Genomic DNA, 14000 nt, shown 5'->3' with positions numbered 1-14000 from the left:
GGGACAGGGGATGCTGTTTTGGGTCGCTGGCGCTCCGTTGGGTGTTCGGTTGTCAGCCTTGGCGCGCATCCGCGATGAGGCGCAAGATATCTTGCGCGGCTTGCGGGATATTGGTGCCCGGACCGAAGATGGCCTTGACCCCGTTTTCATAGAGATAGTCGTAATCCTGCTGCGGGATCACACCGCCGCAGATCACGATGATATCTTCGGCGCCTGCCTCTTTCAGGGCTTGAACAAGTTTGGGGGCAAGCGTCTTGTGGCCTGCCGCCTGCGACGAGATGCCGACGATATGCACGTCATTGTCGACCGCGTCCTGCGCGGCCTCTTCGGGTGTTTGAAAGAGCGGGCCCACATCCACGTCAAAGCCGATATCGGCGAAGGCGGTGGCGATGACCTTGGCACCGCGGTCGTGGCCATCCTGGCCCATCTTGACCACCAGCATACGCGGGCGACGGCCCTCGGCCGTGGCGAAATCTTCAACCGATTTCTGGATGGCTGCGAAGTCTTCATCACCTTCGTAAGCCGCGCCATAGACGCCGGCGAGGGTCTTAACCTCGGCGCGGTGACGGCCAAAGGCCTTTTCCATTGCCATACTAATCTCTCCTACCGTTGCGCGGGCACGTGCCGCCTCAACCGCCAGTCGCAGAAGGTTGCCCTGACCGCTTGACGCCCCGGCCTGCAGCGCGTCCAGCGCGGTGTCGCAAGCGGCCTGGTCGCGGCTTGCGCGGGTGCGTTCGATGCGCGCAACCTGCGCTTCGCGCACGGCCACGTTGTCGACATCCAGAATGTCGATCGGATCTTCCTTTTCCAGACGGAACTTGTTCACGCCCACGATCACCTCGTCGCCGCGATCCACGGCGGCCTGGTAACGGGCGGCGGATTCCTCGATCCGCAGCTTGGGCATGCCGGTGCCCACGGCCTTGGTCATGCCGCCCATCTCGTCGACCTCTTCGATGATCTTCCAGGCCTCTTCGATCAGCTCGTTGGTCAGGCTTTCCACGTAATACGACCCCGCCAGCGGATCGACGACCTTGGTCACCTTGGTCTCGTTTTGCAGGATCAGCTGCGTGTTGCGCGCCACGCGGGCCGAAAACTCGGTGGGCAGCGCAATGGCCTCGTCAAACGCGTTGGTGTGCAGCGACTGGGTGCCGCCCAGAACCGCGCTCATCGCCTCGTAGGCGGTGCGCACGATGTTGTTATAGGGGTCCTGTTCCTGCAAGCTGACGCCCGAGGTCTGGCAATGGGTGCGCAGCATCAGCGATTTGGGGTTTTGCGGGTTGAACCCCGACATGATGCGATGCCACAGGAAGCGCGCGGCGCGCAGCTTGGCGATCTCCATGAAGAAATTGGTGCCGATGGCAAAGAAGAAACTCAGCCGCCCGGCAAACGCGTCGACATCCATGCCCGCATCCAGCGCCGCGCGCACGTATTCCTTGCCGTCGGCCAGGGTGAAGGCCAGCTCTTGCACCAGGTTCGCGCCGGCCTCTTGCATGTGATAACCCGAGATCGAGATCGAGTTGAACTTGGGCATATCGGTCGAGGTATATTCGATAATGTCCGAGATAATTCGCATGCTGGGTTCGGGCGGATAGATATAGGTGTTGCGCACCATGAACTCTTTCAGAATGTCGTTCTGAATGGTGCCCGACAGCACGCTGCGATCCACGCCCTGTTCCTCGCCCGTCACGATGAAATTCGCCAGGATCGGGATCACCGCACCGTTCATCGTCATCGAGACCGAGACCTTGTCCAGCGGGATGCCGTCAAAGAGGATCTTCATGTCCTCGACGCTGTCGATGGCCACGCCGGCCTTGCCCACATCACCCACCACGCGGGGGTGATCGCTGTCATAGCCACGGTGGGTGGCCAGGTCGAAGGCGACCGATACGCCCTGCTGCCCGGCATCCAGCGCCTTGCGGTAAAAGGCGTTGCTTTCCTCGGCGGTAGAAAACCCAGCATATTGGCGGATCGTCCACGGGCGGCCGGCATACATCGTGGCCTTGGGCCCGCGCGTGAACGGCGCCGAACCGGGGACCGAGCCCATATGCGCCAGACCTTCGGTATCTTCGGCGGTGTAAAGCGGCTTGACGTCGATGCCTTCGCGCGTGTGCCAGGTCAGGTCGTCCAGCGGGCGGCCCCGCAGCTCTTTTTCGGCCATTTTGGCCCAATCAATGCGCTTGTCCGTCATCGCCTTATCCTTTTGCCGGGGCAAAGGCCGGGCGGGCCTTCGCAAAGCCGCAATCGCGGCCTATATCTAAATGTATGAAACTGTTGATCAGCCTAGCCGCGGCGCTGATGCCGCTGGCCGTTTTGGCCTCCGAAGCGCCCACTCCGCTCAGCCAGTGGCAAGAGGATCCCACCGTGATCCTGCCTGCAGGCGAACTGAAACTGGAAGAGTTCCAATGGGTTGCGCGGCCCGTGGTGATTTTCGCCGACAACCCGGCCGACCCGCGTTTTGCCGAGCAGCTGGACCTGCTGACGCGCGATTTCGACCTGCTGGTGGACCGCGACGTTGTTGTCATAGTTGACACCAACCCGGCCGACCGCTCGGCTCTGCGGACCGAGCTGCGCCCCCGAGGTTTCATGATCGCGCTGGTGGCCAAGGATGGCCGCGTGAACCTGCGCAAACCCCGCCCCTGGAGCGTGCGCGAACTGTCCCGCGCCATCGACAAGATGCCGCTGCGCCAGGACGAAATCGGCCGCGCCAAGTGATATGCGGGGCTAAGGCTCACTCGAACTCCATGATCACGTCATCCACCGCCAGGCTGTCACCGGCACCGGCGTTGATCTTCGAAATCGTTGCGCGTTTCTCGGCCCGCAGGATGTTTTCCATCTTCATCGCTTCGACCGTGCACAGGGCCTGACCTTCCTGCACCTCGTCACCCACCGCGACATCCACCTTCACGATCAGGCCAGGCATCGGACAAAGCAGCATTTTCGAGGTGTCGGGCGGCAGCTTCTCGGGCATCAACGCGGCCAGTTCGGCCTGTCGCGGGCTGTAGATTTTTACATCCAGATCGGCGCCGCGATTGCGGATGCGGAACCCGTTGGTAATCTGATCCACTTTCAGAACCAACGGCGTGTCGCCCACAGTCAGCCGCGCCAGCGATTGACCGGACACCCAGTCCGAGGTGACGCGCAGCGTATCGTCGTTCAGGAACACCGTTGCACCATCGGCATCGGCATCGATCTCCAGCGCAAAACTCTCACCCTGCAGCGAAACCACCCAGTTGCGGCCCACCTTGCGTTCGTGATTGTCCAAACGGCCCGAGATACGGCTGCGGCGAATTTCGGCAACACGGTACATGGCAGCAGTGGCAGCAGCGATCCGTTCCAACGCGGCATTGTCCAACTGCACGCCTTCAAACCCGTCAGGGTATTCTTCGGCGATAAAGGCCGTGGTCATGTCGCCCGACACAAATTTCGGATGGTCCATAACGGCGGAACAAAACGGCAGGTTGTGGCCGATCCCCTCCACCTCGAACGCGTCCAGCGCCTTGCGCATCTCTTCGATGGCCTCGCCGCGGGTTGGGGCCCATGTGCACAGCTTGGCGATCATGGGGTCGTAATACATCGAGATCTCGCCGCCTTCGTAGACGCCAGTATCGTTGCGCACCGCGTGCGTGTCATCGGCCACCTCGGCAGGCGGACGATAGCGGGTCAAACGCCCGATCGACGGCAGGAAGTTGCGATAGGGATCTTCGGCATAAAGACGGCTTTCCATCGCCCAACCGTTGATCTGCACATCGTCTTGCGTGATCGTCAGCGCCTCGCCATTGGCCACGCGGATCATCTGTTCCACAAGGTCCACACCGGTGATCAACTCGGTCACCGGGTGTTCCACCTGCAGCCGCGTGTTCATTTCTAGGAAATAGAAGTTCCGGTCGCCATCCACGATGAATTCGACCGTGCCCGCGCTGGTATAGCCCACCGCCTTGGCCAGTGCGACCGATTGCTCGCCCATGGCTTTTCGCGTGGCGGCGTCCAGGAACGGGCTGGGCGCTTCTTCGATCACCTTCTGGTTCCGCCGCTGGATCGAGCATTCGCGCTCGTTCAGGTAAATCCCGTTGCCATGGGCATCGCACAGCACCTGAATTTCGATATGGCGCGGCTGGGTCACAAATTTCTCGATAAAGATCCGGTCATCGCCAAAACTGTTGGCCGCCTCGTTTTTCGAGCTTTGGAACCCCTCGCGCGCCTCTTCATCGCTCCAGGCGATGCGCATACCCTTGCCGCCGCCGCCGGCACTGGCCTTGATCATCACCGGATAGCCGATCTCGTTCGAAATCTTGACCGCCTCATCGGCGTCCTCGATCAGGCCCATATAGCCCGGCACGGTGCTGACGCCTGCGTCCTGCGCGATCTTCTTCGATGTGATCTTGTCGCCCATCGCCTCGATCGCGCCTTTGGGTGGGCCGATAAACGCCACGCCCGCGGCTTCCAGCGCCTCGGCAAATTTCGCGTTCTCGGACAGAAAGCCATAGCCCGGATGCACTGCCTGCGCGCCGGTCTGGGTGATGGCATCCATCACCTTGTCGATCACAATATAGGATTGGTTGGCCGGCGGCGGGCCGATATGCACCGCCTCATCCGCCATTTCCACATGCAGCGCATTGCGGTCAGCATCAGAATAGATGGCGACAGTCCCGATCCCCATCTTGCGGGCGGTCTTGATGACCCGGCAAGCAATCTCGCCGCGGTTGGCAATCAGGATCTTGTCAAACATCTCTGTGTCCTTCCTTTAGGCCGCGCCAAACAAGCGCGCAAAAAAATGACCGCGCGGGCGGGTTGCCCGGCGGTCATCGGTTGTTGGGTTCGTTGTCCGGCCGGATTGGCCTGCTATCTTGTTAGTTACATACGCCTGCGTCGTCACACAGGGCGCCACCTGCGGCACCCACGGCTGCACCGGCGGCAACATTGTTACCCGTTGCATCGGCGATAAGGGCCCCTGCGGCCGCGCCGGCAAGCGCCCGTTCCGCATCCGTGTCCAGACACCCGGCCAGGGCCAGGACAAAAACCGGTGCAACTGCAAGTTTGAAAATACGCATACTGCTCTGCCTTCCTTTGCTATTTCCGCAATAACCTTAGCACAAAGGCCCATGTTATCCGCTAGCAAAGAAGGTTTTCGGGGGGGATTGTCGGCAAATGCCCGCCCATATCGCCCTTGATAAAAAGCTGGTTCGACCAAAACACGGCCGAACCAGCCAGAAGGGGAAGGGTAACGGTTTGTACCACCGGGCAACCTTTGGGGATTTGCAGCTGCCCGGACAATTCCGACGCTGGCGCAGTTCCGATCCAACGCAAAGCCCGTCACGCGCCGCGCGTCGGATTGAGCCGAAATTCGCCCAAAACTTGTGCCCGCTGGCAAAATCACGCCGAATACCCCCCGTCGATCGCTTCGGGGAACGAGGCCTGTGCGACACCGACATCAATTTGCAGCAGCGCGTCATAGCTTTCGGCGTCAAACGGGTCTTCGGCCGGAATCACTTCGCGCCCGAACAGCCACGACAGCCGACCGGCATCCAGATTGCCACGTTCAAACGGCTGGTCGCCAAACTGCTCCCACAACGCCTTTATGAACCCGGCATCCGCGCGGCGATCGGCCGGGCGACGGTCCGCATAGCGTTCGCGCGCCACCAGCTTGGTAGCACCCGATTTGCTTTCGCGACGAATTGTGAATTGATAGTCGGTGCCGGGAAGTCGGCTGGGAAACCCGCGGTGTTTCAGCATGCCAGGCCTCCGTTCGCGAACGGGCCTGCAAGGCGGGTTTCTTGGGCGGCAGCGAACTGCCGCCCAAAGAGATTATTTGTATTTGCCGCCGGCGGTGTCGACTTCGACTTCGGTTTCAACAAATACGGGAGGCTCTTCCTGTTGGGCGCAAGCTGCAACAACGGCAACGAACGACAGGGCAACCAGGCCTTTAACGAATTTCGACATCTGTCTCTCCAACACAAGTTTCGCGCAGCGAGACCTCCGAACTGGGGGCCCAACCGCGTCATTTTTCGACAGACCACGTGTTTATGGTCAGCGCATATCTTATCCAAGCAAGAACCAAATGCACGCGCCCAATTACCCAAACCACCATTTTGTGACGAGAAAGCCGCATTTTTCGGTGGAATTCGGCCGACAATCTTTAACGCGCGTTTTGCCGGATTCGGCTTAGGGGAAAGTTTACTGATCATGGGCAGGCCTCCGTTTCGCATGCGTAATCCAACGCGCGCGATATTCGGGGTTTGCCAGCAGATCGGCAATCGTCTGTTCGATCGAAGATTTGGGGTAGGTCCGGGCAGAGACCTCTCCTCCCGCCCGGACCCGAAGGTGCGTGCCGTCCTCCTCGACCCGCACCATTGGACAGAACCCCCTTACACGCCGCAGCGCGCGCCATAGATCCTGTCTGATCTGCGTTGCCAGCCGGACCTTGTTCACCCGGGGCAAAACCGTATCTGCCGCGACATGAAACCGCAGGTTTGGCCGTCGCGCAAGCGTGAATGCATCGGGTTCGTACAAAAAGTACCATCCGTTCCGCTTCTCTTTTGCAAATGTTGCGCGATTGGTCATACCGAACCTTGTTCATGGCCGTCACATCTGACGCGACGGAAAGAGTTTACCGCAGTCGGGCCGCCCTGATTCCTGCAGGTCAGAGGGGGATATTGTCGTGCTTCTTCCAAGGGTTCTGCAGCCTTTTCCCCTTTAACGAGGCAAAGGCCCGCGTCACCCGGCGCCGGGTTGAATGCGGCTGAATCACCTCGTCGATGAAACCGCGTTCAGCGGCCACAAACGGGTTGGCGAACCGGTCTTCGTAATTCGCCGTGTGCTGCGCGATCTTGTCGGCATCGGCCAGATCGGCGCGGTGGATGATCTCTGTCGCGCCCTTGGCGCCCATCACCGCGATCTCGGCAGTGGGCCAGGCATAGTTGAAATCGCCGCGCAGGTGCTTTGACGCCATCACGTCATAGGCCCCGCCATAGGCTTTGCGGGTGATCACGGTGACCTTGGGCACCGTCGCCTCGCCATAGGCAAACAGCAGCTTGGCACCGTGTTTGATCACCCCGCCATATTCCTGGCTGGTGCCGGGCAAAAAGCCGGGCACATCCACCAGCGTCAGGATCGGAATCTCAAACGCGTCACAGAAACGTACGAAGCGGGCTGCCTTACGAGAGCTATCAATATCAAGGCAGCCCGCTAAAACCATGGGTTGGTTGGCCACCACCCCAACGGTTTGTCCTTCCAACCGGACAAAGCCGGTCAGGATGTTCTTGGCGAAATCCTCTTGGATTTCAAAAAAGTCGCCCTCATCCGCCAGCTTCGCGATCAGTTCCTTCATGTCGTAAGGCTGGTTGGGGTTGTCGGGGATCAGCGTGTCCAGGCTCAGCTCGACCCGGTCGGGCGCGTCAAAGAACGGGCGCACGGGTGGCTTTTCGCGGTTGTTCAGCGGCAGGAAATCCACCAGCCGTCGCACCTCGGCCAGCGCCTCGACATCATTGTCAAAGGCGCCGTCGGCGACACTGGATTTCTTGGTGTGGGTGCTGGCACCACCCAGTTCCTCGGCGGTGACGACCTCGTTGGTGACGGTTTTCACCACGTCGGGGCCGGTCACGAACATGTAGGAACTGTCGCGCACCATAAAGATGAAATCGGTCATTGCAGGTGAATACACCGCACCGCCCGCGCAGGGCCCCATGATCAAGCTGATCTGCGGCACCACGCCCGAGGCCATGATATTACGCTGAAACACCTCGGCATAGCCCGCCAGCGAGGCCACGCCTTCCTGAATGCGCGCCCCGCCCGAGTCGTTGATCCCGATCACCGGCGCGCCGTTCTGCACCGCCATGTCCATGATCTTGCAGATCTTTTGTGCGTGCGTTTCCGACAGCGAGCCGCCGAACACGGTGAAATCCTGGCTGAACACATAGACCATGCGCCCGTTGATCGTGCCCCAGCCGGTGACCACGCCGTCGCCTGCGGGCCGGTCCTTCTCCATCCCGAAATCGGTGCAGCGATGGGCCACGAACATGTCGAACTCTTCGAACGAGCCCTCGTCCAGCAAAAGTTCAATCCGTTCGCGCGCCGTCAGCTTGCCTTTCTTGTGCTGGCTGTCGATACGGCGCTGACCGCCGCCCAGACGGGCGGCATCGCGGCGGGTTTCAAGCTCTTGCAGAATGTCTTTCATGACGGGGCTCCCTGACCTTTGACGCGGTGATAGGCGAAAATGCTGCGCCGCCAAAGAAATTTCCGGCAAATTTGCAAATACTTGGCAACAGTCATCGCGCGAATTGGAAAGTTGCAAATTATCAAAAATTCACCCGGTCCAGACTGGAAACGCGCCTCAAGTCAGCATAGCTGACATGTATGAGCTCTGAACAACCGGCGCGGTTTCTCGACCGCTCCACGCCACCCCATGTTGTCACACTGGTATTGATGGCGGGCCTTTCGGCCGCCGCAATGAACCTGTTCCTGCCGTCGCTGCCCTCGTTGGCGGCACATTTTGACGTGGAATACGGCACTATCGGTTTGGCGGTTGGCCTGTACCTGGCCGTGAACGCGCCCATGCAGATCCTGATTGGCCCCCTGTCGGACCGATATGGGCGGCGGGCGATCACCTTGATCGGCTTTGCCGTGTTTGTTGTGGCCACGCTGGGCTGCATTCTGGCCCCGAATGTCGAAGTCTTCCTGTTGATGCGCATGCTGCAAGCCACCGCCGTGGCCGGTATCGTGATCGGCAGGGCCGTGATCCGCGACGTGGTGTCAAACCCGGACGATGCGGCGTCGATGATTGGCTATGTCACGATGGGCATGGCCCTTGTCCCGATGGTGGCGCCGGCCTTGGGCGGCGTGCTGGACACCTATTTCGGCTGGCAGGCAACTTTTGTTGCGCTGTTGATCATGGGGATGGCAATGCTGACACTGGTCTGGGCAGATATGGGGGAAACCTTCACGCCACGCCCGATCACACTGGCCAAGCAATTCTCGGAATACCCTGAACTATTTCGCTCGCGCCGGTTCTGGGGATACGCTCTGATCTCGGGCTTTTCCTCGGGCGCTTTCTTTGCCTATCTGGGCGGCGGTCCGAAAATCGGCGAGGAGGTCTATGGCCTGACCCCCGCCATGGTGGGCGCGTTCTTTGGCATGCCTGCGCTGGGATACATGATGGGCAACTTCCTGTCGGGCCGCTTTTCCGGGCGCCTTGGCCTGGGCCGCATGATTTTTGCGGGCACCTATACGGTATCGGCCGGCATGCTATTGGCGCTGTTTACAACGTCGCTGAACCTTGGCCATCCGCTGGCTTTCTTTGGCCCCATGGTTCTTTTGGGCCTTGGCAACGGTCTGGTGATCCCCAACGCCACGGCGGGCATGATCTCGGTCCGGCCACATCTGGCCGGCAGCGCCTCGGGGCTGGGCGGGGCGATCATGCTGGGTGGTGGTGCGACCCTGTCGATGATCGCAGGCAACCTGATGGACCACGGCGCGGCGGAACGCCCGTTGCTGCTGCTGATGCTGGCCAGCTCTGTCGCGGGGATCGTGACGATGCTGTATGTTCGCCACGTGGACCGCAAAGAGGCCGCGGCCACCGCCTGACTTGACGCCCGGGTTTGCAAACCCCATTCTGGCCACCAGAATAATTGCAAACTTCAGGACCTGAATGGCGAACCAGAAACTCTATGCCGGCGTCAAACTGCGCGAAACCCGCAACCGGCTGGGCCTGACGCAAAAGGATTTTGCCGCCAAGCTGGGTGTCAGCCTGCCCTATCTGAACCAGATGGAGAACAACAACCGCCCGGTATCCACCGGCGTGGTTCTGGCCCTTGCGCAGGAGTTCGGGTTCGATGTGACCGAGCTCAGCACCGGCGATGCCGAACGCGTGGTGACCGACATGCGCGAGGCACTGGCCGATCCGGTATTCGCCGAAGACGCGCAACCGCCCCTTGCGGACCTGCGCCTTGCGGCCTCGAACGCGCCCATGTTGGCCCGCGCCTTTCTGGACCTGCACCGGGCCTACCGTCAGATGCATGAACGCCTCGCTTCACTGGACGAGGCATTGGGTCGCGCCGATGCGCATATTCAGCCAAGCCCGTGGGAAGAGGTGCGCGACTTCTTCCACTATTGTGACAATTACATCGACGCCGTGGATCACGCGGCAGAGCGTTTCGCCACCGAAGACGGACCGGCAGATATCGAACACCGCGCTGACGAAGCACTGGCAATGCTGGGCGTCCGGGTCGCTGCCGGGCCGGCCGATACGCTGCGCGGCTATGACCCCGAGGCCAAGCGCCTGACCATCGCCGCCAGCGCCGATGGGCCCACGCGCCGGTTCCAGATGCTGCATCAACTGGCCTTGCTGCAACAAGGCGCCTTATTGGACGCGACGCTCGACTTCGCCCGGTTTCAAACCGACGAGGCCCGGGCCATCGCGCGGATCGGTTTGGCAAACTATTTCGCCGGCGCGGCGCTTATGCCCTATGGCCCGTTTCTGCAGGCCGCGCAGGACACGCGTCACGATCTGGAACGTCTGGCCCGGCGGTTTGGCGCCTCGATCGAACAGGTGGCGCACCGGCTGTCCACCCTGCAACGGCCCGGTGCCAAGGGTGTGCCGTTCTTTTTTGTGCGTGTCGATCAGGCCGGCACCATCACCAAACGCCATTCCGCCACGCGGCTGCAGTTTGCCCGGTTCGGCGGGGCCTGCCCTTTGTGGAACGTACATTCGGCGTTCGAAACACCCGGCCAGTTCCTGCGCCAATTGGCGGAAACGCCCGACGGTGTGCGCTTTTTCTGCCTGGCCCGCGACGTGTCGAAACCGGCCGGCGCCTGGGGCGCGCCGGTCCGGCGGTTTGCGATCGGGCTGGGATGCGAAGTGCAGCACGCACCCCAGATCGTCTATGCCGACGGGATGGATCATGGCCACCGGTCGGCCTTTGCACCGATCGGTATTTCCTGCCGGATCTGCGAGCGGGCCGATTGCCACCAACGTTCGGTTCCCCCACTGGAACGTAAGCTGAGCGTTGATCACAACCGCCACGCCACCCTGCCCTACGCAATCAGCGATCAGGGTTAGGCCGCTTCGCGTGCGAGGATCGCGGCGATCTGATCCTTCAGCCACATCCGCTCGCGCCGCATGTCGGCCTCGTGCGTATCATCGGTGGCTTCGACCTGGGTTTCTGCCCGATGCACCGCGCGATTGATCTCGTGATAGGTGTCGGCTAACCGGGCAAAATGCGCGTCGTGCAGGCGCAGCTTGCGCATCAGTTCGATCTTGTCCGGAAACTCCTCGGCCAGTTCATGGGGCGTGTGGGACATTTGGGCCTCTCCTCGTTGCTTTCGCAAGAAGGTTAATCCGGCCCGAAACCGCGCACCTTGATCCCGATCAAACCCGGCCCTCGCGGCGCAGCTGTGCCTCGCGCAGGGCTATAAAACTGGCCGCCGCCATGATCACCACACCGCCGACAATCACCCAGACATCCACCGCCTCGGCAAACAGCGCCCAGCCCAGCAGCACCGACCAGACAAGCTGCAGAAACGTAACAGGCTGCGTCACCGACAGGGGCGCCACCGCAAAGGCCCGGGTCATGGTATAATGGCCCGCCGTCGCCAAAGCCGCGACGATGAACAGCCAGACCAGTTGCTCCAGTGTCGGTGGGATCCACACCGCAAAGGCCAGCGGTGCCAACCCGATGGTCACCGTCACAGACAACATGCCGACAATCGCCGTCGCACCGATCTTGCCACTCAGCTTGCCGGTCAACAGATAACTGGCCGCAAACATGACGGCCGTGAACAACATCCCCGTATGCCCCGGTCCGATCTCACGCAGGCCGGGGCGCAGGATAATCGCCGCGCCGACCAATGCCGCAACCACCGCGGCAATCCGACGCGCTGCCAGCCGCTCGCCCAGAAAGATCGCGGCGCCGATGGTCACGTAGACCGGCGTCAGGTATCCCATCGCCGTCACCTCGGCCATCGGGATACGGGCCATGGCAAAGAACCACATCGCCACCCCCAGCGTATGCACCACGCCACGCGCGCCCCCCAACAGCAGGATTTCGCGCGTCCAACGCGTGGCGCGCATTGGTCCGATCATCGGGATCAAAAAGACCAGCCCCAGCACATAGCGCAAAAAAGCCGCCTGCGCCGCGGGCAGGCTGTCGCCGACAACCTTCACCGTCGCGGTGACACCGACAAAACAGAAACCGGTCGCCAGCATCCACAAGGCACCGACCAGCGGCTTCGAATTATCGGCAGAGGTTTGCATGGCATCATCAAGGCGGAATCACGGGAAAACACAAGCGCAATCGCCGGTGGCTATCGGTGGCGCAGAAAATCAGCTAAGGTGGTGCGAATTTTGAATTAATGATTACGGCGGTGGTCTTGGCGATCCGTCGAATAGGGGAGATGACTATGGCTTCTGCAAAGGCATATTTTGATACAGTGAACGAAGTTCAGGGCGATCTGGACACACTTTCCGATCTTTCCGGCGATATAGGCACGGCCGCCACGCTGGCCACCGAAGTTCTGGAGCTTCCTGGCGATCTTGAGGCCAAACTGCGTGAAAAGGCCGATCTGGTTGATCTGCCGAATTCGATCGTGACGCTTCTGGGCGCGCTGCCCTTTGGCATCGGCACCGCGATCAAACAACTGGACAACATCGCCAACTCGGTTTCCGGCACCATCGATGCGCAGGCCGATGTTCTGGGCGCGCTGGATGACGCATGGGCACCCGCCCGCAATGCCGTGGACCAGATCGACAGCGCCAACGACACCGCGGGCGGCATCATCGACGGTCTGTCGGCCGAAAACCAGCCGCGCGTGGCCGAGGCGGCGCTGATCTTTGACGCGATGGGCTCCGAGAGCTTTTATAACGACACCGCATTGGCCGGGCGCATGGGGCAATACCAGTTTCTGGCCGATGGGTGGTTCACCATCCGAGACGGCGCCCTTGCCCCTCTGCAGGCGGCGATTTCCGGTATCAACAGCGCCATCACAGCCATCGACAATGCCGTGCCTGATCTTTCTGCGGTAACCAAGGCGCTGGACGACGCGCTGGGTGTATTCAACGGTGCCAAATCGGTGGCAAACTCGATCAGGGATGCCATTGATATCTCGATCAAGATCCCGCCTTTCGGCCCAACGATCAACATTCTGAACGTTCTGGAAACGATCACCAGCTGGATTGATCTGGTGGTGGGGTTCGTCGAGGATTTCGTGATCGACGTATTTGCCAATCTTGGCATTAACATCAACTCGGTCTTCAACTCCATTGCCTCGGAAATGTTGGGCTTTCTCAATCCGTTCTTCGATATCTTCGATACCTTGCAGGCGGTCACGGCACCGCTTTTGGGGCAGCTTGAAGGTGTCATGAACTCGGCCCTCAATCAGCTGAACGCGCTGATCAGCAGCGTCGACGCCGTGGTGGAACCCGGTGGTTTGTTCGACAACATCATCGAAGGCGACGCGGCGGATAACGACATCGCGGGCACCAACATGGAGGACGCGATTTTTGGCAAAGCCGGCGAAGACATGATTAACGGCGGATTTGGCAGCGACTTCCTGTTCGGTGGCGCCGACGGCGACACGATCATCGGTGGGTTTGGCAATGACGAGATGTTCGGCGGATCTGGCGGCGACGTGATCCTGGGGATCTTCGGAAACAACTATTACGATGGCGGGCTGGGCGACGATATCCTGCTGGCCCAGGACGGCGACGACACGCTGAACGGCGGCGCCGGGTCGCGCGACTTCCTGATTGGCGGCGGCGGAGCGGATGATTTCCTGTTCCTTGCCGGCAATGAAACCGACATCATCTTTGATTTCGAAGACAATATCGACGACCTGCTGATCGACGCCAGCCTTATGGCAGGTGCCACGGATGCGCAGGATTTCCTGAACCGCGAGGCATTTGATATCGGTGGCAACACGATCATCAGCCTGACCGGTGACGTGATCATCCTGCTGGGCATATCGACCACCGAATTGGTGGACGATATTCAATTCGTCTGAGCCAGAGCCCG

Annotated in this window: 13 protein-coding genes; 4 read left to right on the top strand and 9 right to left on the bottom strand. The window is 60.8% G+C overall.

Translation table 11 applies throughout. From position 1 onward, the window contains the following. Positions 1–52 precede the first annotated feature (52 nt). Positions 53–2188 carry a methylmalonyl-CoA mutase gene (scpA, locus tag ACMU_RS04415; RefSeq protein ID WP_035256596.1) on the bottom strand — a complete coding sequence of 712 codons (2136 nt, stop codon included), beginning with the start codon at positions 2186–2188 and terminating at the stop codon, positions 53–55. Between the two features lie 74 nt (positions 2189–2262). On the opposite strand from scpA, the gene ACMU_RS04410 reads away from it, so the two are divergent. Further along, complete coding sequence (locus ACMU_RS04410; protein WP_035256594.1) at positions 2263–2712, top strand: DUF4174 domain-containing protein; 450 nt, start codon at positions 2263–2265, stop codon at positions 2710–2712. Positions 2713–2728: 16 nt separating this feature from the next. On the opposite strand, the gene ACMU_RS04405 is transcribed toward ACMU_RS04410, so the two are convergent. From ACMU_RS04405 to ACMU_RS04380, 6 genes are all read right to left on the bottom strand, one after another. Next, entirely contained in the window at positions 2729–4726 is a 1998-nt protein-coding gene (locus tag ACMU_RS04405) for an acetyl-CoA carboxylase biotin carboxylase subunit (RefSeq protein ID WP_035256592.1), read from the bottom strand. 121 nt (positions 4727–4847) lie between these two features. Next, positions 4848–5048 carry a hypothetical protein gene (locus ACMU_RS04400; RefSeq protein ID WP_035256590.1) on the bottom strand — a complete coding sequence of 67 codons (201 nt, stop codon included), beginning with the start codon at positions 5046–5048 and terminating at the stop codon, positions 4848–4850. Between the two features lie 322 nt (positions 5049–5370). Further along, a complete protein-coding gene (locus tag ACMU_RS04390) occupies positions 5371–5730 on the bottom strand; it encodes a hypothetical protein (protein WP_035256588.1) in 360 nt (119 codons plus the stop codon). A 72-nt stretch (positions 5731–5802) separates the two neighbouring features. Next, positions 5803–5937: a hypothetical protein gene (locus ACMU_RS19840; RefSeq protein WP_268870853.1), complete on the bottom strand. Its 135-nt coding sequence runs from the start codon at positions 5935–5937 to the stop codon at positions 5803–5805. 234 nt (positions 5938–6171) lie between these two features. After that, a complete protein-coding gene (locus ACMU_RS04385) occupies positions 6172–6558 on the bottom strand; it encodes a hypothetical protein (RefSeq protein ID WP_236626195.1) in 387 nt (128 codons plus the stop codon). A gap of 79 nt (positions 6559–6637) precedes the next feature. Continuing rightward, entirely contained in the window at positions 6638–8170 is a 1533-nt protein-coding gene (locus ACMU_RS04380) for an acyl-CoA carboxylase subunit beta (RefSeq protein WP_035256586.1), read from the bottom strand. Between the two features lie 179 nt (positions 8171–8349). Between ACMU_RS04380 and ACMU_RS04375 the strand changes: the two genes are divergently transcribed. After that, on the top strand, positions 8350–9576 hold the full coding sequence (locus tag ACMU_RS04375; protein ID WP_035256584.1) for a multidrug effflux MFS transporter: 1227 nt from the start codon (positions 8350–8352) through the stop codon (positions 9574–9576). Between the two features lie 64 nt (positions 9577–9640). Further along, positions 9641–11050: a helix-turn-helix domain-containing protein gene (locus ACMU_RS04370; RefSeq protein WP_035256583.1), complete on the top strand. Its 1410-nt coding sequence runs from the start codon at positions 9641–9643 to the stop codon at positions 11048–11050. On the opposite strand, the gene ACMU_RS04365 is transcribed toward ACMU_RS04370, so the two are convergent. Next, positions 11047–11292 (bottom strand): YdcH family protein, encoded by a 246-nt coding sequence (locus tag ACMU_RS04365; RefSeq protein ID WP_035256581.1) that lies wholly within the window; start codon positions 11290–11292, stop codon positions 11047–11049. The two genes, ACMU_RS04370 and ACMU_RS04365, sit on opposite strands and share 4 nt — an antisense overlap. Before the next feature lie 67 nt (positions 11293–11359). Beyond that, positions 11360–12244: a DMT family transporter gene (locus tag ACMU_RS04360; RefSeq protein WP_035256580.1), complete on the bottom strand. Its 885-nt coding sequence runs from the start codon at positions 12242–12244 to the stop codon at positions 11360–11362. 146 nt (positions 12245–12390) lie between these two features. Between ACMU_RS04360 and ACMU_RS18625 the strand changes: the two genes are divergently transcribed. After that, positions 12391–13989 carry a calcium-binding protein gene (locus tag ACMU_RS18625; protein ID WP_051587960.1) on the top strand — a complete coding sequence of 533 codons (1599 nt, stop codon included), beginning with the start codon at positions 12391–12393 and terminating at the stop codon, positions 13987–13989. The last annotated feature ends 11 nt before the right edge of the window (positions 13990–14000 follow it).

The sequence above is a fragment of the Actibacterium mucosum KCTC 23349 genome, from assembly GCF_000647975.1.
Classification (GTDB): Bacteria; Pseudomonadota; Alphaproteobacteria; order Rhodobacterales; family Rhodobacteraceae; genus Actibacterium; species Actibacterium mucosum.
This window is presented reverse-complemented; position numbering and strand designations above follow the sequence as displayed.